Source organism: Streptomyces sp. NPDC025793 (genome assembly GCF_055558375.1).
This window is the reverse complement of the sequence record NZ_JBVHMR010000001.1, coordinates 671,536-697,115: the sequence shown is the minus strand read 5'-3', so window position 1 is coordinate 697,115 and position 25,580 is coordinate 671,536. Positions and strand designations below refer to the sequence as shown.

Below are 25,580 nucleotides of genomic sequence, written 5' to 3'. Positions count from 1 at the left end.
ACGCCCCAGCCCTCCACCCACACCGACCACCCACGGCCGACCGCCAGCACACCGAGGCCCCGGACCGCCCACACGAACCCGGCCCCGGCCACCCCGCGGCAACGGCAGCCCCGCCGCTACGGCACTCCGCCGCGCGGCCGGAAGCTCCCTCACGACGGCCGACGGCCACGCCGCACCCCCGACACCTCCACGCCCCAGCCCTCCACCCACACCGACCACCCACGGCCGACCGCCAGCACACCGAGGCCCCGGACCGCCCACACGAACCCGGCCCCGGCCACCCCACGGCACCAGCGCCCGGCCCGCCTCTCACCGCCGCGCCGAGCGAGGCAGGAGGCCCGGCCGAAGGCCGTGTCCGGCGCGACCGCGTGCCGCGTGCGGGGCGTTGTCGTACCCGCCTGGCATGCTGCCGCCATGACCACACCTCAGGCACCGCAGACCCTTCCCGACGGCCGGCCCGTCCCCCTGCTGACCGGGCCCGAACTGCCCATGCTGGAAAGCTGGCTGGACTTCCACCGGGGCACGCTGGAGCTGAAGTGCCGCGGGCTGGACGACGAGCAGGTCCGGCTCGCCCCGGCGGAGCCGTCGTCGCTGACGCTCCTCGGGCTCGTGCAGCACCTCGCCGAGGTAGAACGGAACTGGTTCCAGCGGGTGGTGGGCGGGCTGGACGTGCCGCTGGTGTTCGGGGACGAGGCGGGGGCGGGGTACGCGCTCGATCCCGGGCGCGGGCTGGAGGAGGCCCTGGGCGTCTGGCGACGGGAGATCGCGCGGGGGCGGGAGCTGCTCGCCGGGCGGAGCCTGGAGGACACCGGACGGATCGCCGACGGGCCGATGACCGGCGCCGAGGTCAGTGTGCGCTGGGTGCTCATCCATCTCATCGAGGAGTACGCCCGGCACAACGGACACGCCGACATTCTGCGTGAACGAATCGACGGAACCACCGGCGCCTGAATTCAATTTACTTTCACAATTCCCGCCTATTTTCCGGACGACAGCTTCCCGTCTTCTTCTGCCCGCTTTTTTCAAGGCTAAACGGGGGAGTTTTCCAACAGGTTTCCTACGGCCACTTGACGGATTCTTGGCTGTGACACACTCCACACCGAGGTAGATTTGCCCGGATTTGCCATGGGGCAATCCGGGCAAAACGCCGAGCTCTCTGTGCAGCCCAGCGACGGCCGTCGTGCATTTCCTAATTCACCTCGCTAAATTCGTGCCGCATGACTGCCGCACCCGCAGACCTGCTCATCGACCAGCCGGCGGTGACCGACGGAGCCGCGCTCTGGCGTCTCGCCAAGGACTCGAAAACCCTCGACCTGAACTCCTCGTACAGCTATCTGCTGTGGTGCCGGGACTTCGCCGGCACCTCGGCGGTGGCGCGCGGCGCGGGCGGGGCGCCGGTCGGCTTCGTCACCGGCTACGTGCGGCCCGACCGCCCGCACACCCTGCTCGTCTGGCAGGTGGCGGTGGACTCCGCCCACCGGGGTCTCGGCATCGCCGCCGCGCTGCTGGACGGGCTGGCCGCCCGGCTGACCGCCGAGCGCGGTGTCACCGAGATGGAGACCACCATCACCCCCGGCAACACGGCCTCCGAGCGGCTGTTCACGTCGTTCGCCGAGCGGCACGGTGCGCGCCTCGGACGCGAGGTGCTGTTCCCCACCGAGCTGTTCCCGGACGGCCCGCACGACCCCGAAGTCCTGTACCGCATCAGCCCGTTGACCGGCGTCACCGCCCGCTGATCCCCGTACCCCCGCCGAGCCCCCCACCGAGCCCCCTCCCGAGGAGCGATTCACCGTGACCATCACCCAGCCCGACCTCAGTGTCTTCGAGACCCTCGAGTCCGAGGTGCGCAGCTACTGCCGCGGCTGGCCCACGGTCTTCGACCGCGCACAGGGCAGCCGGATGTTCGACGAGGACGGCCATGTGTACCTCGACTTCTTCGCCGGTGCCGGATCACTCAACTACGGCCACAACAACCCGGTGCTCAAACGGGCGCTGATCGACTATCTGGACCGGGACGGGGTCACCCACGGCCTGGACATGTCGACCACGGCCAAGCGGTCCTTCCTCCAGGCCTTCCAGGATCTGGTGCTGCGCCCGCGCGACCTGCCGTACAAGGTCATGTTCCCGGGCCCGACCGGCACCAACGCCGTGGAGTCGGCGCTGAAGCTGGCCCGCAAGGTGAAGGGCCGGGAGGCGATCGTGTCGTTCACGAACGCCTTCCACGGGATGTCCCTGGGCTCCCTCGCCGTCACCGGCAACGCCTTCAAGCGGGCCGGTGCCGGCATTCCGCTGGTGCACGGCACCCCGATGCCGTTCGACAACTACTTCGACGGCAAGGTCCCGGACTTCCTGTGGTTCGAGCGGCTGCTGGAGGACCAGGGCTCCGGGCTCAACAAGCCCGCCGCGGTGATCGTGGAGACCGTGCAGGGCGAGGGCGGCATCAACGTGGCCCGGCCCGAATGGCTGCGCGCGCTGGCGGAGTTGTGCGAGCGGCAGGACATGCTGCTGATCGTCGACGACATCCAGATGGGCTGCGGCCGCACCGGCGCCTTCTTCTCCTTCGAGGAGGCGGGCATCACCCCGGACATCGTCACCGTCTCCAAGTCGATCAGCGGCTACGGGCTGCCGATGTCGCTGTGCCTGTTCAAGCCGGAGCTGGACGTGTGGGAGCCCGGTGAGCACAACGGCACCTTCCGCGGCAACAACCCCGCGTTCGTCACCGCGACCGCGGCGCTGGAGACGTACTGGGCCGACGGCTCGGCGATGGAGAAGCAGACCCGGTCCCGGGGCGAGCAGGTCGAGCAGGCGCTGATCTCGATCACCGAGGAGAACCTCGCCGACGTCAAGGAGTACCGCGGGCGCGGCCTGGTGTGGGGCATGGAGTTCCACGACAAGGCGCGGGCCGGCCGGGTCGCCAAGCGGGCCTTCGAACTCGGGCTGCTCATCGAGACGTCCGGCCCCGAGGGCGAGGTCGTCAAGCTGCTGCCCGCGCTCACCATCACACCGGACGAGCTGGACGAGGGCCTGCGGATCCTCGCCCGCGCCGTCCGCGAAACCGTCTGACCGGCGCGTCAGCGCACGAACCAGGAGGAAGAACAGCACCGTGATCGTCCGATCGTTCAAGGACATCGAAGGCACCGACCGGCACGTGAAGGCGAAGTCCGGCACCTGGGAGAGCAAGCGGATCGTCCTCGCCAAGGAGCGGGTCGGCTTCTCCCTGCACGAGACCATCCTGTACGCCGGCACGGAGACGTCGATGTGGTACGCCAACCACATCGAGGCCGTCGTCTGCACCCGGGGCGAGGCCGAACTCACCGACCACGAGACCGGGACGTCGTACACGATCACGCCCGGCACCATGTACCTCCTCGACGGCCACGAGCGGCACACGCTGAAGGTCAAGGAGGACTTCCACTGCCTCTGCGTGTTCAACCCGCCCGTGACCGGACGGGAGGACCACGACGAGAACGGCGTCTACCCGCTCCTGACGGAGCCCGAGGAGGTGTGACAGACATGACCACCCTGACCGATCTGTACCCCAGCCGCGGAGCCACCGAGGTCAGCGTCCCCCGGCAGGACCCGGTCGTCTGGGGCTCCCCGGACACGCCCGGTCCGATCGCGACCGGCGACCTCCAGTCGTACGAGCGCGACGGCTTCCTCGCGATCGACCAGCTGATCACCCCCGACGAGGTCGAGGTCTACCGGCAGGAGCTGGACCGGCTGATCGCCGACCCGGCGATCCGCGCCGACGAGCGCTCGATCATCGAGCCGACGTCGCAGGAGATCCGCTCGGTCTTCGAGGTGCACCGGATCAGCGAGCTGTTCGCGAACCTGGTGCGCGACGAGCGCGTCGTCGGCCGGGCCCGGCAGATCCTCGGCTCGGACGTGTACGTCCACCAGTCCCGGATCAACGTCAAGCCGGGCTTCGGCGCGAGCGGCTTCTACTGGCACTCGGACTTCGAGACCTGGCACGCCGAGGACGGCCTGCCGAACATGCGCACGGTGTCCGTCTCGATCGCGCTGACCGAGAACCACGACACCAACGGCGGCCTGATGATCATGCCGGGCTCGCACCGCACGTTCCTGGGCTGCGCCGGCGCCACGCCCAAGGACAACTACAAGAAGTCCCTCCAGATGCAGGACGCGGGCACGCCGTCCGACGAGGCGCTGACGAAGATGGCGGGCGAGTACGGCATCAAGCTCTTCACGGGCAGGGCCGGTTCGGCGACCTGGTTCGACTGCAACTGCATGCACGGCTCCGGCGACAACATCACGCCGTTCCCGCGCAGCAACGTCTTCATCGTGTTCAACAGCGTGGACAACGCGGCCGTCGAGCCCTTCGCGGCACCGGTGCGGCGGCCGGAGTTCATCGGGGCGAGGGACTTCACGCCGGTGAAGTAGCCCCCCGGCGTACCGGAGTGCGCCTGCGAACCCCGGGCCGGGGCCTCCTGTGTGGGACGGGAGGCTCCGGCCCGGTCATGTCACCGGCGCCGTCAGCCGGCCAGCACGTCCAGCAGCCGGTCCACGTCCGCGGGCGTATTGTAGAGGTGGAACGAGGCCCGCAGGTTGCCGGCCCGGTCGGACACCTCGATGCCCGCGCGGCTCAACTCGCCCTGCCGCCCGCCCAGTCCGGGGACGGAGACGATCGCCGAGCCGGGGGCGGGCAGGGGCGCGTGGCCGAGCGAGGCGAGTCCGGCCCGGAACCGGTCGGCGAGGGCCAGGTCGTGGGCCTGCACGGCGGCCACGCCCAGCTCCTCGATCAGGGCGAGGGAGTGGCGCACGCCGGTGTAGGTGAACAGGGCGGGGCTGACGTCGAACCGCCGTGCCGAGTGGGCGAGTTCGGCCACCGGGCCGTAGCAGCTGTCCCAGGGTTCCTCGGCCGCGACCCAGCCCGCCAGCAGCGGGGCGAGGCCCCCGAAGTCCTCGGGGACGACGAGGAAGGCGGCGCCGTGCGGGCCGAGCAGCCACTTGAAGGTCGTGGAGACGGTGAAGTCGTAGGCCCCGGCCGCCATCGGCAGCCAGCCCGCGGCCTGGGAGAAGTCGACGTAGGTGCGCGTGCCGTGCGCCCGGGCCGCCTCGCGCAGGGCGGGCAGGTCGGCGATCCGTCCGTCGGCGGACTGGGCGGCGCTGACCGCGACGAGCGCGGTGCCGGGCCGCACGGACTCGGCGAGCCGCTCCAGCGGTACGGCACGGACCTTGAGGTCGCCGCGCGTGTAGAAGGGGTTGAGCACGGAGGTGAAGTCGTTCTCGGCGGTGAGGACCTCGGCGCCGGCGGGCAGCGAGGCGGCGACCAGCCCGGTCTGGGAGGCGACCGACGCACCGGCCGCCACCCGGGCCACCGGCACCCCGGCGAGCCGGGCGAACGCGGCGCGGGCCAGCTCCACGTCCTCGAACAGCGGGTCCAGCGGCCGGCCCGCCGCCCTGATCGCCACCGCCTCGTGCAGGGCGGCGACGGTACGGGCGGGCAGCAGGCCGCTGCTCGCGGTGTTCAGAAAGGTGTTCTTCGGGCTGAACTCGGCACGGACGAGGCTCTCGAAGGTCTCCATGCCCCTACTGTGCGGGGCAGGGCATCCCCCGTCCATTGCGAAAATGTACGTGGATTCGCTTAGGAAGCCTTATACGTCCGCCTCGACCTGCGGTTTCAGTCCTGCTGCGGTACGGCGCACCCGTCCGGCCCGCAGGCCTGCGCCCCGCCCTGGTCCACCAGCTTCAGCGGGGACCGCTCGCCCCAGGCCTGGCTGAGGGCCTGGGCGAAGACCTCGGCGGGCTGGGCGCCGGAGACGCCGTAGGTGCGGTCGAGGACGAAGAACGGCACGCCGTTCGCGCCGAGCTGGGCGGCCTCGCGCTCGTCGGCGCGGACCTCGTCGGCGTAGCGGGCCGGGTCGGCGAGTACGGCGCGGACGGCCTCCGCGTCCAGCCCCGCCTCCACGGCCAGCTCGACCAGGCGCTCGTCGCCCTCGGTGAAGACGGACCGCTCCTCGGCGAAGTTCGCCCGGTACAGGATCTGGATCAGCTCGTCCTGGACGCCCTGTTCCCCGGCGAAGTGCAGCAGGCGGTGCATGTCGAAGGTGTTGCCGTGGTCGCGGCCGCGCGTGCGGTAGTCCAGGCCCTCGGCGGCGGCCTGGGCGCCCAGGTTGTCCTCGCCGGCCTCGGCCTGCGCCTCGCTCATGCCGTACTTCCTGGTGAGCATGGTGATCACCGGCTGGACGTCGCCCTTGGCGCGGCCCGGGTCCAGCTCGAAGGAGCGGTGCACCACCTCGACCTCGTCGCGGTGCGGGAAGGCGGCGAGGGCCTTGTCGAACCGTGCCTTTCCGACGTAGCACCACGGACAGGCGATGTCCGTCCAGATCTCGACGCGCATGCTCACGGCTCTTCTCCGGGTCGTACGGGCGCGAGGGCTCTCCCCGCGTCCAGTACGTGAACGTTCAAACAGCCCGGTTCATTCCCCGGGCACGGAGAAGCGCAGGAACAGGTGGTGGTCGCCGTCGGCCGGCGGGTTCTCCGGATCGGGGACCCAGCCGAGGCGGGCGTAGAAGGCCTGGGCGCGCCGGTTGTCCACGTGCACGTCGAGGACCGCGCTCCGCCTGCCGTCGGCGCGCCACTGCTCCACGCAGGCCGCGTGCAGGTCGGTGCCGATGCCGGAGCGCCAGCGGTCGGGGTCGACGTGGAACTGGAACAGCTTGACCGTGTCGGCGGGGCCGTCCGCCGGGGGCCGGAAGGAGGCGATGGCGGTGATGGCACCCTGGTCGACGACGCACAGCACCTGCCCGTCGGGCCGTTCGACGGCGCCGCGCCAGGCGGCGGTCCAGTCGATGCCGTCGTCCGGGAGGCCGTCCGGGTAGTACGTCGAGCGCGCCCGGTGATGCAGTGCGGCGATCACCTCGGCCTCGGCGGGCAGGGCGGTGCGGATCACGCGGGCGCCCGTCACTCGGTCACTGATCATGCCGTTGAGGACGCGCTCCCCCGCGGTGCGGTTCCGTACCCGCCGGCACGCCGGAGGTGTCCGCTAACTCCCGTCCCTCAGGTCCTGGGGCCAGCTCGGTCTGACCTCGATGTGGTCGTACGTCACCACACACCCCTGCCCCATCGGCGACTGCGTCATGAACCCGACCAGGGCGTCGCCGCTCTCCTTCTCGTCGCCCAGGGTGAAGAGCCGGACGAATATCCAGCTCTCGCCGTCCCGGGCGGCGTGGAAGGCGAAGGCCCGGCCGGTGCGGCTGATCCGCAGCCAGACCGAACTGCCGTCCACCGTGAAGGAGTTGCAGTCGTCGGAGTGTCCCCGGGTGACCACCGTGCAGACGGTGGTCACGTCCGGGGAGTACTCCAGGCACAGCTTGGCCCAGGCCCGTTCGCCGACGTGCACGTACAGCACGCCGGCGTCGAAGGCCGCCCGGAACCCCACGGTCACCCGGGCGATCAGCTGGAAGTCCCCCTCGGGTGCCCCCAGCAGCCGAGGCGCGTCGGCGGCGGGGTCGAGGGCCGCGCCGGTGGGCGGGACGAACCGGTCCTGCCGGGGCCCGGCCCAGCCGGTCAGCACGCCGTCCTCGTAGGACCAGTGTCCTTCGGGGCCGTAGGTGCGCAGGGGGAAGGGGAGTTCGGGGAGTTCCACGTCCATCGTCCGATTGTGTCAGGGGACTTCCGGGCCGGCCCGGGTCTTCCCGCCTACCGCTCCAGGGCCCCGTTGAACCGCCGGGGAAGTCCCAGCGGGTTCTCGTCCTTCAGCTCGGCGGGCAGCAGTGCGGTGGGCGCGTTCTGGTAGGCCACCGGGCGCAGCCAGCGCTCGATGGCCGTACCGCCCACGGACGTGGACGTGGAGGTCGTGGCCGGGTACGGCCCGCCGTGGTGCTGGGCCGGCGCCACGGCGACACCCGTCGGCCACGCGTTCACGACCACGCGCCCGGCCAGCGGGGTCAGCGAGGCGAGCAGCTCCGGTCCCCGGCCCTGCCCGGCGGCCTCCTCCGCGGACACCTGGACCGTGGCGGTCAGGTTGCCCGGCAGCCGCGAGAGCACGGCGCTCGCCTCGGCCTCGTCGGCGTAGCGGGCCACGACCGAGACCGGCCCGAAGCACTCCTCCAGCAGCAGGTCGTAGGCGCCCTCCTCGGTCAGCTTCGCCGCCGGCACCGTGAGGAACCCCGCGCTGACCGTGTGCTCGCCGCCCGCGCCGGGTGTGACGGGCGAGTCGACGTCCGCGAGGCGGGCCCGCTCCTCGACCCCGGCGACGAAGTTGTCCCGCATGCGGTGGTCGAGCAGGACCCCCGCGTCGGTGTCGCTGACCGCGTCGGTGAGGGACTTGACCAGCCGGTCCCCCGCCGCACCGGACGGTACGAGCACCAGGCCGGGCTTGACGCAGAACTGCCCGGCCCCGAGGGTCATGGAGCCGGCGAGCCCGGTGCCGATCGCCTCGGCGCGCTCGGCGACGGCCGCCTCGGTCACGAGGACCGGGTTGAGCGAGCCGAGTTCGCCGTGGAACGGGATCGGCACCGGGCGCGCGGCGGCGGCGTCGAAGAGCGCCCGCCCGCCCCGTACGGAACCGGTGAAGCCCGCGGCCGCGACCTGCGGGTGCCTGATCAGCTCGATGCCCGCCTCGAAGCCGTGCACGAGGCCGACGACGCCTTCGGGGATGCCGTGTGCGGCGGCGGCCCGGCGCAGCACCTTGGCGACCAGCTCGGACAGGGCCGGGTGGTCGGGGTGGGCCTTGACGACGACCGGGCAGCCCGCGGCGAGCGCGCTCGCGGTGTCGCCGCCGGCGACGGAGAAGGCGAAGGGGAAGTTGGAGGCCGAGTAGACCGCGACGACGCCGAGCGGCACCTTGTAGCGGCGCAGGTCCGGGACGGGCGGGGTGGCGGTGTCGTCGGGGTGGTCGATGACGACGTCGAGGAAGGCGCCCTCGTCGACGATGCCGGCGAAGGCCCGCAACTGGTAGCTGGTGCGGGCGAGTTCGCCGGTGAGCCGGACCGGGCCGAGCGCGGTCTCGGCGTCGGCGGTCTCGACGAGGCCGTCCCTGGCCGCGTCCAGACCGTCGGCGGCGGAGCGCAGGAAGGCGGCGCGGACCGCGCGGTCGGCGAGGGCGCCGCGCGCGGCGTGTGCCGCCCGGACCGCGGCGTCCACCTCCTGGGCTGTGGCCTCCACCGCAACCTGTTCACGCTGCTTCCCGGTGCGCGGGTCGACACTCCAGACTGGTGCTGCTGCCACCGCGGGTCCTCTCCAGACGAGACTGCGCTTAACTGGGTCACCCATCAGCCGCGTTCGATATACTGAACACTGTCTCTGATGATGAATTCACTGCTCGGAGACTACATATCCCGGGTCCTGAATATCCAGGGCCCGGGACATCCAGGTCTCGTCGAACGAAGGGGTCAAGGGCGATGACGGCAGGCGACGCAGGGGGCGGGGCGCAGGTCAAGTCCGCGGTACGGACCGTTGAGCTGCTGGAGTACTTCGCCGGCCGCCCTGGCATGCACTCCCTCGCGGCGGTCCAGGAGGCCGTGGGATACCCCAAGTCCAGCCTGTACATGCTGCTGCGCACCCTCGTGGAGCTGGGCTGGGTGGAGACGGACGCGACGGGCACGCGGTACGGCATCGGGGTACGGGCGCTGCTGGTCGGCACGTCGTACATCGACGGCGACGAGGTGGTGGCCGCGGCCCGCCCGACGCTGGACCGGCTGTCGGACGACACCACGGAGACGATCCACCTGGCGCGCCTCGACGGCACGAACGTCGTCTATCTGGCCACCCGCCAGTCCCAGCACTATCTGCGCCCCTTCACCCGGGTCGGCCGCCGACTGCCCGCGCACTCCACCTCGCTCGGCAAGGCGATCCTCGCCACGTATGCCGACGAGCAGGTACGCAAACTCCTGCCGGAGACCCTCCCGGCGCTGACCGAGCACACGATCACCGACCGCGAGAGGCTCATCGAGGAGCTGCACCAGGTGCGGGAGCAGGGCTTCGCGGTCGACCGCGAGGAGAACACGCTCGGCCTGCGCTGCTTCGGCGTGGCGATCCCGTACCGCACCCCGGCCCGGGACGCGATCAGCTGCTCGGTGCCGGTGGCCCGGCTCACCCCCGCCCACGAGCAGATGATCAAGGACGCGCTGTTCGACGCCCGCGACCGGCTGACGCTCGCGACGCGCAGGCTCTGACCGGACGCCGTGCGGGGCCGGTGTTCCTGAGCGTTCGATGAGAAATCGGGCGAACGGGAACGATCGGCCCCTTCTCCCTCGTCCTCCTGAGCGGGATGAACAAGACGATCAGGCGGGCGTCCGTCTTCACGATGCTGCTCGTACTCGCTCTGCTGGTCAGGGCGACATGGGTGCAGTTCTACGACGGCAAGGCACTCGCGGACGACAACGACAACCGACGGGGCGCGATCGAGACGTACTCGCGGCCGCTCGGGAACATCATCGTGGCCGGAAACGCGATCACCGGCTCGACGCGGACGACAGGGAGCGATCTCGCTTACAAGCGGACGTACACGGACGGCAAGCTCTACGCCGCGGTGACGGGCTACGCCTCGCAGGCCTACGCCCCCACCCAACTGGAGGGCATCTACCAGGACCTGCTCAACGGCACGGACCCCAGGCTGAAGACCGCGCTGAGCACGCTCACCGGCGAGCGCGCCGACCCGGGCAACGTGCTCACCACGATCGACCCGGCCGTCCAGAAGGCCGCCTACCAGGCCCTCGGTGACACGAAGGGCGCGGCCGTCGCGATCGACCCGAAGACCGGCAAGATCCTCGCGGCGGTGTCGACGCCGTCGTACGACCCCTCCTCGCTGACCGACGCCAACACGGCCGGTGCCGCCTGGAAGCAGCTCAACGCGGACAAGAACAAGCCGCTGACCAACCGGGCGCTGCGCCAGCCGCTGCCGCCGGGTTCGACGTTCAAGCTGGTCGTGGCGGCGGCGGCGCTGGAGGCCGGGCTCTACAAGAACGTGGACGAACACACCGCCGGCCCCAACCCGTACACCCTGCCGGGCACGGTGCGGCCGCTGGCGAACGAGAACCCGTCGGCCCCGTGCGAGAACGCCTCCATCCGGGTCGCCCTGCAGTACTCCTGCAACAACGTCTTCGGCAAGATGGCCGTCGACCTCGGGCAGGACAAGGTGAGGGCCATGGCCGAGAAGTTCGGCTTCAACGACGACAAGCTCGATGTGCCGGTGCGGGCCTACGCCAGCGTCTACCCGTCGCACATGGACAAGGCGCAGACCGGACTGTCCGGCATCGGCCAGTTCGACGTCACGGCGACCCCGCTCCAGATGGCCATGGTGTCCGCGGCCATAGCCAACGGCGGCAAGCTGGTCTCGCCGCACATGGTGTCCCAGATCACCGACAGCGGCGGCAATGTGGTGAAGGACTACGACTCCGACGCCGGGACCAAGGAGATCGTCAGCTCCTCCACCGCCGAGCAGCTCCAGTCGGCGATGGAGACGGTGGTCAAGGACGGCACCGGCACGAACGCCCTGATCGACGGCGTCACCGTCGGCGGCAAGACCGGCACCGCCCAGCACGGCCCGAACAACAGCAAGACGCCGTACGCCTGGTTCACGTCCTTCGGCAGGTCCGGCAGCAGCGGCAAGGAAGTCGCCGTCGCGGTGCTGGTCGAGCAGTCGGACGCGGCGAGGTCGGAAGTCAGCGGCAACGGCCTGGCGGCGCCGGTGGCGAAGGCGATGATGCGGGCGGCGCTGACGTAGGCCGCCTCGCCTCACCCCTCACTTCACCCCGAGGATCTGCTCCACGGGATCGATGGCGAAGTACACGAGGAACAGCGCCGAGACCCCCCACAGCAGCCAGTTGACCTCCTTCGCCTTCCCCAGCACCGTCTTGATGAGCACGTAGGCCAGGAAGCCGGCTCCGATGCCGTCGGTGATGGAGTAGGTGAACGGCATCGCGGCGATCGTGAGGAACGCCGGGATCGCGATCTCGTACCGGTCCCAGTCGATGTGCTTGACGTGGGTCATCATCAGGAAGCCCACCGCGATCAGCGCGGGCGCCGCCGCCTGGAGCGGGACGATGGTGAGCAGCGGGGAGAGGAAGAGGGCGAGGCCGAAGAGGCCGCCGGTGACGAGGTTGGCGAGGCCGGTGCGGGCGCCCTCGCCGACGCCGGCCGCCGACTCGATGTAGGCGGTGTTGGAGGAGGCGGAGCCGAGACCGCCCGCGACGGCGGCGGCGCCGTCGATGAACAGCACGCGGCCGATGCCGGGCACCTGGCCTCGCTCGTCCAGCAGCCCGGCCTCGGCGCTGATGCCGACGATCGTGCCCATGGCGTCGAAGAAGTCCGACAGGATCAGGGTGAAGACGAGCAGGACGGCGGTGAGCACGCCGGCCTTGGCGAAGCCGCCGAACAGGCTGAAGTGACCGATGAGTCCGAAGTCCGGCGCGGCGACGATCCTGTCCGGGACCTTGGGCGTGGTCAGGCCCCAGCTCTTGATGCCGGCGACGGAGTCGATGACGATCGCGACGACGGTCATCGTCACGATGCTGATGAGGATCGCGCCCTTCACCTTGCGGGCGAGCAGGGCGATGGTCAGCAGCACACCGAGGCAGAAGACCAGCACGGGCCAGCCGGTGAGGCGTCCGACGGCGCCGAGCTGCACGGGCACGGTGGTGTTCGCGGCGTCCGGGATGCGGCTGACGAACCCGGCGTCGACGAAGCCGATGAACGCGATGAACAGGCCGATGCCGACGCCGATGGCCTGCTTCAGCTGGTGCGGGATCGCGTTCATGATCGCTTCCCGGAGCCCGGTGAGGACCAGGAGGCAGATGATCAGGCCTTCCAGGACGACGAGGCCCATCGCGTCGGGCCAGCTCATCAGCGGGGCGAGCTGGAAGGCGACGACGGCGTTCAGGCCTAGGCCGGCGGCGATCGCGAGCGGCAGGTTGCCGCCGACGCCCATGATGATCGTCATCACACACGCCACCAGCGCGGTGGCGGTGACGAGTTGGCCGGTGTCGAGCGTGTGACCGTACTTGTCCTTGGCGCTTCCCAGGATGATCGGATTCAGGACAAGGATGTAGGCCATGGTGAAGAACGTGGCGAAGCCGCCGCGTATCTCCCGGCCGAACGTGGATCCCCGCTCGGAGATCCGGAAATACCGGTCCACTGACATCGTGCCACTCCTCGTGACCTGGTGATCGGCTTGCGGATGCTGGCTGGATTGTTCCCCTGTTCAACCTGTTTCAGGTTTTCCCTGTGTTACGGAATCTGGTTCGGTGGACCATACGTTGTCCGACACCCCGTACAGTCACCCCGAGAGCCGCACCGAGAAGAGGTCACCCGTGGGCACAGTCGTCGACGACGCCGCCTCGGTGGAGTTCCATGCCTTCTTCGAACGGCACCACGCCGAACTCTCCCGTCTGGCCTACCTGTTGACCGGCGACTCCGACGCCGCGGACGATCTCGCGGCGGACGCGCTGCTGGCGCTGTGGCACCGCTGGGACCGGGTGCGCGCCGCCGACCACCCGGTGGCGTACGCGCGCGGCGTGGTCGCCAACCTGGCCCGCACCCGGATCCGCAGCGCCGTGCGCGAGCGGCGCCGGATCGCGCTGTTCTGGTCGCACCGCGAGGAGCGGACCGAGGACCCGGACGTGGCCGGTGTGGTGGACGTGCGGGAGGCGCTGCGCGGACTGCCGTTCCGCAAACGGGCGTGCGTGGTGCTGCGGCACGCGTTCGACCTCTCGGAGAAGGACACGGCCCTCGCACTCGGGGTGTCGGTGGGTACGGTGAAGAGCCAGACGTCCAAGGGCATGGCCGAGCTGCAACGGCTGCTCGGCCCCCGGGGCGATCCGCGGCGGCTGCACGCGGCGATGGCCGCCCGCACCGGCGAGAGCGGAGGAAGGAACCGATGAGGCAGCAGGACGTGCACGACGAGCTGCGCGCCCGGCTGCACGAGGCGGCCGGGGCCCACGAGCCGGACCGTGCGCGCATCCTGGCCCGCGTGGAGCGCGGCATGGCCGCGCCCGCCGACTCCCCCCGCCCCGACCACCGGGCCACCCGCCCGCCGGCCTGGGGCTGGGCCCGGGTGGTCGGGGCCACCGCGGCGGTCGCGAGCGTGCTGGCGGTCGGCGGGTACGCGGTGGCGTCCGCCGTGCAGGACAGGTCTCCCGCGCGACAGACGGTCGCGGTCTCGCCGACCCCGACGCCGACGCCGCACGCGACGACCGCTCACCCGTCGGCGGGCACCACGAACCCGGCGCCCGGCGCGGGCGCCACCCACGCGACGCGCGCGCCGGGCTCCTCCCCGTCCCGCACGCCGGACGCCTCCGCGCGGCCGCCCGTGGCCCACAGCGAGCAGCAGGGCCCCCTGTGGTCGGACGGCTCGGTCGACCCGCACGGCAACGACTTCTGGGCACAGAGCGATCTGACCCTGCGGACGTCGAAGCAACTGAGCTCGCTCACCGTCGAGTTGAAGGTCGCCCAGACCGGTGGAGTGTCCTCCACGGGCGCCTGGCGCTCCCTGCCGGAGGCGGACTTCACACAGACGGTCGAGGAGCGGGGCGGCTTCCTCGTCTACACCTGGACCCTCAAGGAGGGGCGTACGGTCCCGGCGGGCGAGTGGGTGTTCGCGGGACAGTACGACCACGGGCGCGGCGGCCGGGACGCGAAGGACGACGGCTACACCATCACGGGCACCGCGGACGGCACCGGCTATGCGGTGAAGGGCGACTTCGCGAAGCACGGCTGACCGCGCCCCCAGGAACGACGCGGTACGGCCGTCAGGAGACGAAGTACGTCGGGTTCGGCAGCTTGTACGTCCGGTCGGCGAAGCCGCCGTCCAGGTCCGAGTACTGGTCGCCGAAGTTGGCGATGATCTCGTAGCCGAGGTCGTCCTCGATGTGCCGGCGGGTGCCGGACTTGTACTGCACGGTCGTGCACTTCCAGCTGCCCTGCGTGGCGCAACCGCTCAGGTACGCCGGCGGGTTGGCGGCGTTCTTGAGGAACATGTGGTCGGCGTCGAGGTTCACATCGGCGCCGACCTTCTTCAGGTTGGCGACGGCGGCGGTGCGCTGGGCCTCGGTGAGACCGGAGTTGTAGAAGACCTCGACGCCCTTGGACTGCGCGTAGCGGACCAGTTCGGGGCTGCCGAAGACGGCCGGTCGGTCGGCGCGGTTCACGTAGTCGTTCCACGTGGTGGAGTTGTACGTGTAGTTGTACCGCTTCTCGTAGTCCAGGCTGAGCAGCAGCGTGTCGTCGATGTCGAACATGACGGCCGGCTTCTCGCCGTGCCGGTGCGCCGTGCGGGCGGCCCTGTCGATGTAGGCCCTGGCGTCGGCGTCGATCCGCGCCAGGTCCTTGGCGTACGGGCTGTCGGGCGACGCCTGGTAGACACCGTTGCTGTCGGCGGTGGTGCCGTAGTAGGTGTCGATGTCCTTCACCAACTGCCCGATGTTGTAGGGCTCGTGGGTCGAGTCGGCGGTCGACTGCCGGGCACCGGCCGCACCCGCGCCGTACAGCGCGGCACCGGCGATGGCGCAGGCGGCACCGACGGCGGCGACTCTGTGGGACTTCCGCATGAAAACTCCGGATCCGGTTGTTGAGAGTGATGTACCAGGTCACGGACTGTCTACGCGCATCACACCCTGCTGGGCGAGCGGTGTTACCCGATCGATACGATCGCGGTCCCATGACACGCCACCCTCCTCCTGCCGGACTCGGACACCGACAGGTCCTCGCCGCACTCCTCGCGGCGGACTTCCCCGGCGCGCGCCAACTCCGGTCCCAGGTCACGGAGGTGACCGTCGAGGGCCCTTGGGGTGCCGAGTCGCCGAGCCTGGACCTGACCGTGCCGTCGCGGGTGCCGACGGCCCCGCTCGCGGACGGCCTCCTCCCGCTGACGGGCACGGTCCGCGACGATTCCGGCGACGTGGTGGGCGAGTTGCCCGTCTGGGTGAGCGACGGACGGCTCTCGGCCCTGGAGTACGCGTGGTACGGCGACACCGCTCCGACGGACCTGCCGGATCCCGCTCGGGTCACGGTGCTGTGACCCGAACGGTCCGGCGGAGGGGGGAGGATCGTGAGCGTGAAATTCGTCGACGTGCACGGGGAACAGCACGGGTTCTTCCTCGACCCCCGTGCCTATCTCGATGAACTGCCGGGCCTGCAAGGCGAGTTGCCGCCCGGCGCCTGGGCCTTCGTGTCCGATCCCGGGCACTACGACATTCCCGGTGCCACCCGCTGTGTGAAGGACCTGGAGCTGGCCGGGGTGCGGCTCGCGACCGACAGGAGCGGGGGGCTGGTGCTGGAGTTCGCGCCCAACCGGTGGAAGCACGATTCCGGGCTGCGCATCAGCTACTCGGGGGTGCGGCACTTCGCCGTCGACTACCGCCGTGCCATCGACTGGATGGCGGTCGACACGGTGCTCCTGGACGAGGTGCTTCCCGACGAGAACGGCGGCTGCGTCCACGAGATCGAGTTGACCGCCGCGACCGTCATGGTGCGGTGCGACGATCTGGAGGCGGTGTGGGGCGGCGACACGGGCTGGGCCCGGTGACCGTGCGGTGCAGTGTGCGGCCCGGGCAGGGGGAGGCCACCGGCTTCGACCTGGGGGACATGGTCGTCACCGGGGACCTCGGCACGGCCGACTCGGGCGGCCGTGTTCCGGATCAGGGCATGATGATCCACCTGTCGTGCCGGAGACGGCCCACGGGGAGAAGACCAGGGCGCGGCCGAGCGAGCGCCCGACGAAGGTCTGGTTGACGATGAGCGCGAGCGCGAGTCCGAACAGCGGCTGCAACCCGACGTCCACCACGACCCACTCGGCGCTGAAGGTCAGCGTGTCCCAGAACTGGGGGTCGCGGGCGAAGGCCTGGGTGAAGTTGCCGAGGCCCGCGAAGCCGTTCCGCCAGGGCTTGGTGGGGTTGTAGTTCTGCAGGCTGCAGCAGAAGACGCTGAGCACCGGGTAGGCGATGAAGCCCGGCATCAGCAGGGCCGCCGGGGCGATCAGCAGGTACGGCAGCCTGCGCGGGGGCGCGGAGGCACGGCGCCGCCGGGGTGGCGCGGGCGGTTTCGCCACGGCTGCGGCTTGGGCCCTGACTGTTCTCCGTTCTGAGTAAGCACTTTCCGATCATTGTTCGAGATCTCGGCCGCGGAAAGGCGTGAACGGGGCCGGGCTCAGCCCGCGTACGGTTCCCGCACCGTGCCCGGCCGCGCGAGGAACTCGAAGTCGCAGCCGGTGTCCGCCTGGGTGATCTGCTCGGCGTAGAGCGCGCCGTATCCGCGCTCGTGGCGCACGGGCGGCGGTGTCCACTGCGCCCGGCGGCGCGCCAACTCCTCGTCGTCCACGTCGAGTCGGAGGGTGCGTGCCGCGACGTCGAGGGTGATGAGGTCGCCGGTGCGCACCAGCGCCAGCGGTCCGCCGACGTACGACTCCGGGGCCACGTGCAGCACGCAGGCGCCGTAACTCGTGCCGCTCATCCGGGCGTCGGAGATCCGGACCATGTCGCGCACGCCCCGCTTCAGCAGGTGGTCCGGGATGGGCAGCATGCCGTACTCGGGCATGCCCGGACCGCCCTTGGGGCCCGAGCCCCGCAGCACCAGCACGCTGTCGGCGGTGATGCCGAGCGCGGGGTCGTTGATGGTGCGCTGCATGGTCCGGTAGTCGTCGAAGACGACCGCCGGGCCGGTGTGCTTGAGCAGGTGGGGCTCGGCGGCGATGTGCTTGATGACCGCGCCGTCCGGGCAGAGGTTGCCGCGCAGCACGGCGACCCCGCCCTCGCTCGCGACCGGGTTGTCGCGGGTCCGGATGACGTCGTCGTGGTGCACCCGGGCGCCGTCGAGCTGCTCGCGCAGGGTGTCGTACGCGACCGTCGGCCGGTCGAGGTGGAGCAGGTCCGGGATCCGGGAGAGGAAGCCGGGCAGACCGCCGGCGAAGTGGAAGTCCTCCATGAGGTAGGTCCGGCCGCCGGGGCGGACGTTGGCCAGGACGGGCACCGTGCGGGCGATCCGGTCGAAGTCGCCCAGGGTGAGCCGTACGCCCGCCCGGCCGGCCATGGCGATCAGATGGATCACGGCGTTGGTGGAGCCGCCGAGCCCGAGGACGGTGGTGACGGCGTCCTCGAAGGCGTCCCGGGTGAGGAGGTGGCTCAACCGGCGGTCCCGGTGGACGAGTTCGACGGCGGTCAGGCCCGCCCGCGCCGCCATCCGGTCGTGCCCCGAGTCCACCGCCGGAATGCTGGACGCGCCCGGCACGGTCACGCCGAGGGCCTCGGCGGCGGCCGTCAGCGTGGACGCGGTGCCCATGGTCATGCAGTGGCCGGGCGAGCGGGCCAGGCCGCTCTCCAGCTCGGCCATCTCGCAGTCGCCGATGAGGCCGGCCCGCTTGTCGTCCCAGTACTTCCACATGTCGGTGCCGGAGCCGAGGACCTCGCCGCGCCAGTGGCCGGGGAGCATGGGCCCGGCCGGGACGAAGACGGCCGGGAGGTCGACGCTCGCCGCGCCCATGAGCAGGGCGGGCGTCGACTTGTCGCAGCCGCCCATGAGGACCGCGCCGTCGACGGGGTAGGAGCGCAGCAGCTCCTCGGTCTCCATCGCGAGGAGGTTGCGGTAGAGCATCGGGGTCGGCTTCTGGAAGGTCTCGCTGAGCGTGGAGACCGGGAATTCGAGCGGGAAGCCCCCGGCCTGCCACACCCCCCGCTTCACGGCCTGCGCACGGTCGCGCAGGTGCACATGGCACGGGTTGATGTCGGACCAGGTGTTGAGGATCGCGATGACCGGCTTGCCGAGGTGCTCCTCGGGGAGGTAGCCGAGCTGGCGGGTGCGGGCCCGGTGGCTGAAGGAGCGCAGGCCGTCGGTGCCGTACCACTGGTGGCTTCTCAGGTCCTCGGGGCGCTTGCGCGGGGCGCTCATATCGGCCATCCGGCGGCGATGGCGGCGACCTCGGCACGCTCGTCCTCGGGCAGCGGCCGGCTCGGCGGGCGCACGTCGCGGCGGCACAGGCCGAGCGAGGCGAGGGCCTCCTTGACGACGGTGACGTTGTTGGCCGAGCCGTGGGCGGCGCGCAGTTCCTCGAAGCGGCGGATCTGCTCCCAGACCTTCATGGCGGCCGGGTGGTCGCCGGATCGCAGCGCTTCGAGCATGTTCAGCGAGACGGCCGGGGCGACGTTCACGAGGCCGGAGGTGAAGCCGGTGGCGCCCGCCGAGAAGTAGGAGGGGGCGTACGGCTCGGCGAGTCCGGCGACCCAGACGAAGCGGTCGAGGCCGGCGTCGCGCGCGAAGGCGGCGAAGCGGGCGGCGTCCGGTACGGCGTACTTCACGCCGATGACGTTCGGGCAGTGGTCGGCGAGTTCGGCGAGCCGGGCGCCGGGCAGCTGGGTGTTGCGCAGGTACGGCACCACGCCCAGCTCGGGCACGGACTCGGCGATGGCACGGTGGTAGTCGACCCAGCCGGCCGCCGAGACGTAGGGGTGCACGGGCTGGTGGACCATGACCATCCCGGCGCCGAGGTCGCGCGCGTGCCGGGCGGCGGCGATGGCGGTGGGCAGGTCGTGTCCGACGCCGACGAGGATCGCCGCGCGCTCCCCGGCCTCCTCGACGGTCAACTCGGCGACCAGGCGGCGTTCTTCGGGGGCGAGGGCGTAGAACTCGCCGGTGTTGCCGTTCGGGGTGAGGGTCGTGATCCCGCCGTCGAGCAGGCGGCGCAGCAGGGCCCGGTGGGCGCCGGTGTCGACGGAGCCGTCCGCGGCGAACGGGGTCACCGGGATGGCCACCACGTCGGCCAGGGCCGCCCGCCTGCTCTCGAACGTCACGCTGCTCATGCATGGCCTTCCGCTGGGTGGGGGTCGCCGTCCGAGGGGAACGCGCGCTGGACGAAGGACGCGATGTGGGCGTGCAGGGCGCCGGCGGCCGCGTCGGCGTCGCCGGCGAGCGCGAGCCGCAGGATCTCCCGGTGCTCGGCGGCCTCCCGCTCCCAGGAGGGGTCGGTGGCCCAGGCGACGGCGGAGACGAGGGCGGCCTGGTCGCGGACCTCGTCGAGCATCCGGCCGAGCAGCGGGTTGCCGCACGGCAGGTAGAGCGCGCGGTGGAACTCCCGGTTGGCCAGGGAGCGTTCGGCGGTGTCGGTGGCGCCGTCGGCACGGGCCAGCGCGTCGCGCGCGGCGTCGAGACGGGCGCCACGCCGGACGGCCCTGCGCAGTGCCTCGGGCTCCAGCAGGAGCCGTACGTCGTAGACCTCGCGTGCCATGTCCGCGTCCACCATGCGCACCGTGACGCCCTTGTACTGGCTCATCACGACCAGGCCGGTCCCGGCGAGGGTCTTCAGCGCCTCGCGCACCGGGGTCTTGGACACCCCGAACTGCGCGGCCAGCTCCGTCTCGACCAGAGCCTGACCGGGCGTCAACTGTCCGGTGAGGATGCGGTGTTTGACCGCGTCCAGCACGTACTGCGTGCGGGACGGGATCGGGGTGGGCACAGAGGTCATGCGGCCCTCTCGGATCTCACATATCGCGTCTCGTATATGACGTACGAAGTACGACGCGTTGAAGGTAGGAGGGGGCCCGCGTTTCGTCAATGCTTCTGACAAAGGAAGCCCGGGGGGCCTCGGAGGACGTCGGGGTTTCGGGCCGGGGCGCCTCAGCAGGTGCGGGTGTCGCCCTCGACGGCGGCACGGGTGGGCCGGCCCGCGACCGCGGCGGCGCGTGCGGTGGCCGCCTCGCGGGTGAGCGTGGGACCGACGTGGGTGACGAGCAGCTCGCGCACCCGCGCCTCCCGGGCGATGCGCCCGGCGTCCTCCGGCGTGAGGTGCACCTGTTCGCCTTCGCGATGGACGTCGATGTCGGCCTCGCACAGGAACAGGTCGGCGCGGGAGGCGAGTTCACCGAGTGCGGCGCACGGCCCGCTGTCCCCGGAGTACGCGAGGACACTGCCCTGGCACTCGGCGCGCAGTCCGTACGCCTCGGTGTCGTGGGCGACGGCTCGGGCGGTCAGCCGCAGGTTCCAGTGCCGGACGTCGTGGCCGTCGTACAGGGCGCGGAAGTCGAGGACGCCCTTGAGGAAGTCGACGTCCGCCCGCCCGAGGAAGCCGGCCAGCCTCTGGGCGCAGTCCCGCGGGGCGTACACGGGGATCGGCGCGTGCGGGGTCGCCCCGCCGAAGGCGAAGGCGTAGGCGGCGGCGAGCAGATCGGCGCTGTGGTCGGCGTGCAGATGGGAGATCCAGATCGCGGTCAGCCGCGCCGGATCCGTGTGCCGCTGCAATTCCGCGAACGACCCGGGCCCCGCATCCACCCACACCTCGGCGCCTCCACCGGCCAGCAGGTACCCCGAGCACGGCCGGTCGGGCCCGGGGTGCGGGGAGGCGGTGCCGAGGACGGTGAGGGTGAGGGGCATGGGACGAGAGTACGGCGCCGGGCGAACCGGACACGCGGCAACTCGGGCCCTCCTGCGTGCTGTCAGGCCGGCACCGGCCGCCACCCGGGATCCCGGCCGCTCAGCCCGATCGTCCGGTCCAGCAGCGTCGCGGACTCCGGCACCTCGACCACCGGCCCGAACAGCCCGTTCCCGCGGTTCGGATCATTCGCGGCGGCACGCAGGAACGTGAGCGCCGAGCCCAGCGCGGCCGCGTCGGGGGCGTAGTCCTGGCCCGTGGCGCGCGCCAGGTCCCACCCGTGGACGACCAGTTCGTCGGCGACGACCGCGCCCGCGACCGCCGCCGGCAGGTCCACGCCACCGGCCCGGGTGTCCCCGGTCCATGCGGCCGGGTCGCGCCAGGCGTCGGCCAGCTCGTCCAGCGCCTTGGGCAGTTCCTCGCGCCAGCCGGGGCCGATGTCCGGGACGGCGGCGTTCGGGTTGGTGTCGGTCGTGGGGCCGAGGTCCTTGCGCGCCGCGTCACGGAAGGCCACGGACAGTCCCAGCAGGTGGCCCAGCAGGTTGCGCACCGCCAGATCCGGGCAGGGGGTCGGGCCGGCCAGCTGCTCGTCGGTCACGGACTCGGCGAGCCGCGCCACGGCTCTGGTCTGGGGTCCGAGGTCGAACGTGGTCATGTCTGCCTCACTCCTTCAGGGTCGCGATATCTGCACTCCCCGTACGAAGGACAGACCGGCCGGCGCGGGGAAACTCATCGGTCCCGGCCGTTCCCGTTCGCGTCCGCGAGGGAAATAGGGCACCTCACCGATCCCCGCCGACCCCCCTTAGCTCCACGATGACCAGGCATGACGACTTCCTGGACCCTCCCGCGCGTCCTGCGGGACCGCAACGCGGGGCTGTATCTCACCGCCCTGACGGTGTCCGCCTTCGGCACCTCCTCGCTGTGGCTGGCCTCGGGTGTGTGGGTCAAGGACCTCACCGGGTCCGACGGGCTGGCCGCCCTGTGCATGCTCGCCATGTGGGCACCCTGCCTCGCGGGCCCGGCGCTCGGCACCGTCGCCGACCGGGTGCGCCGGGGGCCCCTGCTGGTCCGCATGGACCTGGGACTCGCCGCCGTCCTCCTCACGCTCTTCGCCGTCCGCTCCCCCGGCGGGCTGTGGCTGCTGTTCACCGTGCTGCTGCTGTACGGCACGGTGGCGGTCGTCGCCGAGGCCGCCGTGGCGGGGCTGGTGACCGCCGCCGTCGACGAGGACCTCCTCGGCGATTTCAACGGGCTGCGGATGACCGTCACGGAGGGCATGAAGCTGGTCGCCCCGCTGACCGGGGCGGGCCTGTACGCGGCCTTCGGCGGTCCGGCGGTCGCCTGTCTGGACGCGGCCACCTTCGTGGTCTGCGCCGGTCTGGTCGCCCTGCTGCGGGTGCGCGAGGAGCGGCCCGTACGGTCCGGGCAGGGCTGGTGGCGGGAGACCGCCGACGGGGCGCGGCACCTGTGGGGGCACCCAGCGCTGCGTCCGCTGGTCGCGGCCGGCGGTACGACGATGCTGCTCGGCTCGCTGAGCGCCACGACGGTGTACGCCGTCGTGGACCGGCTCGGCCGCTCCCCCGCCTACACGGGCGTGCTGTACGCCGTCCAGGGCGCGGGTTCGGTGGCGGCCGGGCTCGTGGCGGGGGCCGCGCTGCGGCGCCTCGGCGGACGCCGGCTCGCGGCGGCGGGCATCGCGCTGAACGCGGTCGCGGTGGCCGCGCGGGCGGTGCCGTCGGACGCGGTGGCCCTCGTGTCCGCCGCGGCGACCGGACTGGCGCTGCCCTGTGTGCTCGTCGCGGTGTTCACCGCCGTCCAGCGGGAGACGCCCGGCCCGCTGCTGGGCCGGGCGACGGCCACCGCCAACACCCTCGTCTTCACACCCAACGTGATCGGGCTGGGCGTCGGCGCCGGCCTGGTCGAACTGGCCTCCCCCGCGCTGCTGTTGCCCCTCTACGGCCTCGCGCTGCTGCTGACGGCGGCCACGACGGCTCAGCGCGCGGCCGGCCCGGACAGCGCGGACAGCGCCTCCCGTACCGCGTCGAGGTCGCCGTCCGACGCCAACCCGGCGTGATACAGCCGCAGTTCCGTCGCGCCCTGCGCACGCGCGCGTGCCGCGTCCTGCGCGAGGGTGCCGGGGCTGCCGCCCATCCCGGACACCACGGTGAGGTTGGCGGCGATCACCGTCCGCTCGCGGGCGTGTGCGGCGAAGGGCGCCAGCAGGCCGGTGCCGCCGGTGCACGGCACGACGACGCCGTCGGCGACGGCGAACACGCGCGCGGGGTCGACGCCGGCGTTGGCGCCGCAGTGGTGGGAGACCGGGTCGGCGTGCAGCAGGATCCGGAAGCCGGCCGGAGCGCCGGCGCGGACGGCGGCGACGGCCTCCTCCTGGAGGCTGCCGGCGGTCTCCTCGCGCCACGCGCGCGTGCGGGCGGCCGGTTCCTCGCCGAGCAGCTTGACGACGGTCGGCCAGCCCTCGTCGTCCGCCGTGCCCCGCCACAGCGGCTCCAGGGCGTCGCGCACGGATGCCGCCAACCGGTCGGGGTCGAGGCCCTGTTCGCCGTACCCGTCGCGGCAGGCCGGGCAGAAGCACAGGGCCATCAGGTACTGCCCGGCCTCGCCGAGGCCGACCCCGCCGGTCTTGTCGTGGGCGTGCAGATGCTGGAGCCCGTACCAGCCGAGGGACTCCAGCTCGGTGCCGTGCGCGCCGGGGCGTACGGCGGCCTCGGCGGCGAGGTCGACCAGGTACGCGCGCGTGGCGGGCTGGGCGATGCAGGGCGCCCAGGGGTAGCGGTCGCCGTAGGCGTTGACGACCGAGGTGTCCGGATGCTCGGCGCCCAGGCGGGAGTTGTGCGCGAGCACGACCCAGGTGTGCACCTCCAGCCCGGCCGCGGCCAGGGCCCGTGCCGCCTCGCCGTAGGCGTCGCCCGGAGCCCAGCGGCCGGCGGGGTAGGGGCGCAGGCCTCTACCCGCCCAGCGGTCGCCGGGCGGGTAGAGGGCGGCCGCGTACTCGGCGGTGACGATGCGGTGGCGGGGGTGGCGGGGGGTCAGGGCGCGGGTGGAGTGGTAGGCGGCGGCGAGGGTCACCTGCTCCACCCCGAGCCCGGCCACGCGCGCGGGGGCCGCGGGGTCGCCGTTGACGTCCCAGGGGTAGACGAACGCCGACGCCTTCACCGGCCCTCCTCCAGCAGTGCGTACCCGCGCTCGATCAGCTGGGCGAGCTGCTTGACGTGGTCCTCCGACGGTTCGTGCAGCGGGGGCCGGACCTCGCCGACGTCCAGGCCGCGCAGTCGTACGCCCGCCTTGACGAGGGAGACGGCGTAGCCGTGGCCCTGGGCGCGCAGTTCCACGAACGGGCGGTAGAAGCCGTCCAGGAGGCGCCGCACGGTCGCCGTGTCGCCCTGTGCGAGGGCGCGGTGGAAGGCGCGGGCGATCTCGGGGGCGAAGCAGAAGACGGCCGAGGAGTACAGGGTGATGCCGAGCGCGCGGTACGCGAGCTGGGTCTGCTCGGCGGTGGGCAGGCCGTTGAAGTAGAGGAAGTCGCCGCGGGCCTCGGTGCGCACGGCGCTGACGATGCGCTGGACGAGGTCGAGGTCGCCGAGGCCGTCCTTGAGGCCGATGATCCCGTCGGTGCGGGCGAGTGCGACCACCGTGGGCGGGGTGAAGACGGCGTTGTCGCGCTGGTAGACGATGACCGGCAGGGCCGTGGCGGCGGCGACCTCGCGGTAGTGCCGCAGCAGGCCCTCCTGGCCGGCCCTGACGAGGTACGGCGGCATGGCGAGCAGGCCGTCGGCGCCCGCCTCCTCGGCCAGGCGCGCGTAGCGGACGGCGAGCGCGGTGCCGTACCCGGCGCCCGCGACCACCGGCACGCGCCCCTCTGCTGCCTCGACGGCCGCCCGGACGCAGTCCCGGAACTCCTCCGGCAGCAGCGCGTGGAACTCTCCGGTGCCGCAGCAGGCGAACACGGCGGCACCGCCGGCCTCGACGCCGCGGCGTACATGGGTGCGGTAGACGTCGAGGTCGAGGGCACCGCCCGGGCCGTAGGCCGTGACGGGGAAGAAGAGCGGCCCGCTCGGGTCGCTGAGCCGTTCGGTGAGAGGGGCTGGCGTCACGAGCTCTCCCTTGAGAAACACCGGTGCACGTTTCTGATTTACGTCTACATTTCTGAACGCGACCACGCTAAGGGGCCCCCTTACGGCAGGTCAAGCAGCCAAACGGGCAACTCCGGGGTGGATTCGCCGCGTTCACGCGACACTTGACGCTGACG

26 protein-coding genes and 1 pseudogene are annotated in these 25,580 nt (G+C 71.8%); 12 read left to right on the top strand and 15 right to left on the bottom strand.

Translation table 11 applies throughout. The features are described from left to right. Positions 1-414: 414 nt before the first annotated feature. From ACZ4MF_RS03325 to thpD, 5 genes are all read left to right on the top strand, one after another. Complete coding sequence (locus ACZ4MF_RS03325; protein ID WP_356031002.1) at positions 415-951, top strand: DinB family protein; 537 nt, start codon at positions 415-417, stop codon at positions 949-951. Between the two features lie 266 nt (positions 952-1,217). Continuing rightward, positions 1,218-1,736 (top strand): diaminobutyrate acetyltransferase, encoded by a 519-nt coding sequence (gene ectA, locus ACZ4MF_RS03320; RefSeq protein ID WP_467489302.1) that lies wholly within the window; start codon positions 1,218-1,220, stop codon positions 1,734-1,736. A 55-nt stretch (positions 1,737-1,791) separates the two neighbouring features. Continuing rightward, entirely contained in the window at positions 1,792-3,063 is a 1,272-nt protein-coding gene (ectB, locus tag ACZ4MF_RS03315) for a diaminobutyrate--2-oxoglutarate transaminase (RefSeq protein WP_467489300.1), read from the top strand. A 40-nt stretch (positions 3,064-3,103) separates the two neighbouring features. Continuing rightward, positions 3,104-3,508: an ectoine synthase gene (locus tag ACZ4MF_RS03310; protein WP_362818925.1), complete on the top strand. Its 405-nt coding sequence runs from the start codon at positions 3,104-3,106 to the stop codon at positions 3,506-3,508. Positions 3,509-3,513: 5 nt separating this feature from the next. Then, entirely contained in the window at positions 3,514-4,401 is an 888-nt protein-coding gene (thpD, locus tag ACZ4MF_RS03305) for an ectoine hydroxylase (protein WP_467489298.1), read from the top strand. A 92-nt stretch (positions 4,402-4,493) separates the two neighbouring features. Here thpD and ACZ4MF_RS03300 read toward each other — a convergent pair whose 3' ends face one another. The 5 genes from ACZ4MF_RS03300 to ACZ4MF_RS03280 all read right to left on the bottom strand — a co-directional run bounded on the left by ACZ4MF_RS03300 (position 4,494) and on the right by ACZ4MF_RS03280 (position 9,192). Beyond that, entirely contained in the window at positions 4,494-5,546 is a 1,053-nt protein-coding gene (locus ACZ4MF_RS03300) for an aminotransferase class V-fold PLP-dependent enzyme (protein WP_467489296.1), read from the bottom strand. Between the two features lie 95 nt (positions 5,547-5,641). Further along, positions 5,642-6,361 carry a DsbA family oxidoreductase gene (locus tag ACZ4MF_RS03295; RefSeq protein WP_467489294.1) on the bottom strand — a complete coding sequence of 240 codons (720 nt, stop codon included), beginning with the start codon at positions 6,359-6,361 and terminating at the stop codon, positions 5,642-5,644. A 78-nt stretch (positions 6,362-6,439) separates the two neighbouring features. Beyond that, positions 6,440-6,943 (bottom strand): GNAT family N-acetyltransferase, encoded by a 504-nt coding sequence (locus ACZ4MF_RS03290; RefSeq protein WP_467489292.1) that lies wholly within the window; start codon positions 6,941-6,943, stop codon positions 6,440-6,442. Positions 6,944-7,006: 63 nt separating this feature from the next. Further along, on the bottom strand, positions 7,007-7,615 hold the full coding sequence (locus ACZ4MF_RS03285; protein ID WP_467489290.1) for a DUF1349 domain-containing protein: 609 nt from the start codon (positions 7,613-7,615) through the stop codon (positions 7,007-7,009). Positions 7,616-7,662: 47 nt separating this feature from the next. After that, positions 7,663-9,192: an aldehyde dehydrogenase (NADP(+)) gene (locus ACZ4MF_RS03280; RefSeq protein WP_467489288.1), complete on the bottom strand. Its 1,530-nt coding sequence runs from the start codon at positions 9,190-9,192 to the stop codon at positions 7,663-7,665. A 173-nt stretch (positions 9,193-9,365) separates the two neighbouring features. Here ACZ4MF_RS03280 and ACZ4MF_RS03275 point away from each other — a divergent pair, with 173 nt between their 5' ends. Both ACZ4MF_RS03275 and ACZ4MF_RS03270 read left to right on the top strand, forming a co-directional pair. Next, positions 9,366-10,139: an IclR family transcriptional regulator gene (locus ACZ4MF_RS03275; RefSeq protein ID WP_356030993.1), complete on the top strand. Its 774-nt coding sequence runs from the start codon at positions 9,366-9,368 to the stop codon at positions 10,137-10,139. Positions 10,140-10,234: 95 nt separating this feature from the next. Further along, the gene (locus tag ACZ4MF_RS03270; protein ID WP_467489286.1) at positions 10,235-11,689 is read left to right on the top strand and encodes a penicillin-binding transpeptidase domain-containing protein; all 1,455 of its coding nucleotides are present in this window, start codon (positions 10,235-10,237) and stop codon (positions 11,687-11,689) included. Positions 11,690-11,707: 18 nt separating this feature from the next. Here ACZ4MF_RS03270 and ACZ4MF_RS03265 read toward each other — a convergent pair whose 3' ends face one another. Then, positions 11,708-13,105: an NCS2 family permease gene (locus ACZ4MF_RS03265; protein WP_467489284.1), complete on the bottom strand. Its 1,398-nt coding sequence runs from the start codon at positions 13,103-13,105 to the stop codon at positions 11,708-11,710. A 169-nt stretch (positions 13,106-13,274) separates the two neighbouring features. On the opposite strand from ACZ4MF_RS03265, the gene ACZ4MF_RS03260 reads away from it, so the two are divergent. Beyond that, positions 13,275-13,844: a SigE family RNA polymerase sigma factor gene (locus ACZ4MF_RS03260; protein ID WP_467489282.1), complete on the top strand. Its 570-nt coding sequence runs from the start codon at positions 13,275-13,277 to the stop codon at positions 13,842-13,844. Next, positions 13,841-14,680, top strand: coding sequence for a hypothetical protein (locus tag ACZ4MF_RS03255; protein ID WP_467489280.1), 840 nt, complete (start codon positions 13,841-13,843; stop codon positions 14,678-14,680). Before ACZ4MF_RS03260 ends, ACZ4MF_RS03255 begins: the two co-directional genes overlap by 4 nt. A gap of 31 nt (positions 14,681-14,711) precedes the next feature. Here the strand turns inward: ACZ4MF_RS03255 and ACZ4MF_RS03250 are convergent, their stop codons facing one another. Continuing rightward, positions 14,712-15,509 (bottom strand): HAD family acid phosphatase, encoded by a 798-nt coding sequence (locus ACZ4MF_RS03250; RefSeq protein ID WP_467489278.1) that lies wholly within the window; start codon positions 15,507-15,509, stop codon positions 14,712-14,714. A 110-nt stretch (positions 15,510-15,619) separates the two neighbouring features. Here ACZ4MF_RS03250 and ACZ4MF_RS03245 point away from each other — a divergent pair, with 110 nt between their 5' ends. Both ACZ4MF_RS03245 and ACZ4MF_RS03240 read left to right on the top strand, forming a co-directional pair. Continuing rightward, positions 15,620-15,979 carry a hypothetical protein gene (locus ACZ4MF_RS03245; protein WP_467489276.1) on the top strand — a complete coding sequence of 120 codons (360 nt, stop codon included), beginning with the start codon at positions 15,620-15,622 and terminating at the stop codon, positions 15,977-15,979. A 30-nt stretch (positions 15,980-16,009) separates the two neighbouring features. After that, positions 16,010-16,486, top strand: coding sequence for a hypothetical protein (locus ACZ4MF_RS03240; RefSeq protein ID WP_467489274.1), 477 nt, complete (start codon positions 16,010-16,012; stop codon positions 16,484-16,486). Between the two features lie 138 nt (positions 16,487-16,624). On the opposite strand, the pseudogene ACZ4MF_RS03235 reads toward ACZ4MF_RS03240, so the two are convergent. From ACZ4MF_RS03235 to ACZ4MF_RS03210, 6 genes and pseudogenes are all read right to left on the bottom strand, one after another. After that, positions 16,625-17,008 (bottom strand): annotated as a pseudogene (locus ACZ4MF_RS03235) (carbohydrate ABC transporter permease); the annotation flags it as partial. A gap of 98 nt (positions 17,009-17,106) precedes the next feature. Continuing rightward, complete coding sequence (gene araD / locus ACZ4MF_RS03230) at positions 17,107-18,849, bottom strand: L-arabinonate dehydratase (RefSeq protein WP_467489272.1); 1,743 nt, start codon at positions 18,847-18,849, stop codon at positions 17,107-17,109. After that, positions 18,837-19,748 carry a dihydrodipicolinate synthase family protein gene (locus tag ACZ4MF_RS03225; protein WP_467489271.1) on the bottom strand — a complete coding sequence of 304 codons (912 nt, stop codon included), beginning with the start codon at positions 19,746-19,748 and terminating at the stop codon, positions 18,837-18,839. The genes araD and ACZ4MF_RS03225 overlap by 13 nt, the downstream gene beginning before the upstream one ends. Next, complete coding sequence (locus ACZ4MF_RS03220) at positions 19,745-20,410, bottom strand: GntR family transcriptional regulator (protein WP_467489269.1); 666 nt, start codon at positions 20,408-20,410, stop codon at positions 19,745-19,747. Before ACZ4MF_RS03220 ends, ACZ4MF_RS03225 begins: the two co-directional genes overlap by 4 nt. Before the next feature lie 152 nt (positions 20,411-20,562). Next, positions 20,563-21,315, bottom strand: a complete 753-nt coding sequence (locus ACZ4MF_RS03215) for an MBL fold metallo-hydrolase (RefSeq protein ID WP_467489267.1) — start codon at positions 21,313-21,315, stop codon at positions 20,563-20,565. Between the two features lie 62 nt (positions 21,316-21,377). Then, the gene (locus ACZ4MF_RS03210; protein ID WP_467489265.1) at positions 21,378-21,968 is read right to left on the bottom strand and encodes a TIGR03086 family metal-binding protein; all 591 of its coding nucleotides are present in this window, start codon (positions 21,966-21,968) and stop codon (positions 21,378-21,380) included. 168 nt (positions 21,969-22,136) lie between these two features. Between ACZ4MF_RS03210 and ACZ4MF_RS03205 the strand changes: the two genes are divergently transcribed. Further along, positions 22,137-23,387, top strand: a complete 1,251-nt coding sequence (locus ACZ4MF_RS03205) for an MFS transporter (protein WP_467489263.1) — start codon at positions 22,137-22,139, stop codon at positions 23,385-23,387. Here the strand turns inward: ACZ4MF_RS03205 and ACZ4MF_RS03200 are convergent. Beyond that, complete coding sequence (locus ACZ4MF_RS03200) at positions 23,306-24,487, bottom strand: hypothetical protein (RefSeq protein WP_467489261.1); 1,182 nt, start codon at positions 24,485-24,487, stop codon at positions 23,306-23,308. The genes ACZ4MF_RS03205 and ACZ4MF_RS03200 overlap by 82 nt on opposite strands. Then, positions 24,484-25,425 (bottom strand): 5-dehydro-4-deoxyglucarate dehydratase, encoded by a 942-nt coding sequence (locus tag ACZ4MF_RS03195; RefSeq protein ID WP_467489259.1) that lies wholly within the window; start codon positions 25,423-25,425, stop codon positions 24,484-24,486. The genes ACZ4MF_RS03200 and ACZ4MF_RS03195 overlap by 4 nt, the downstream gene beginning before the upstream one ends. Positions 25,426-25,580 lie beyond the last annotated feature (155 nt).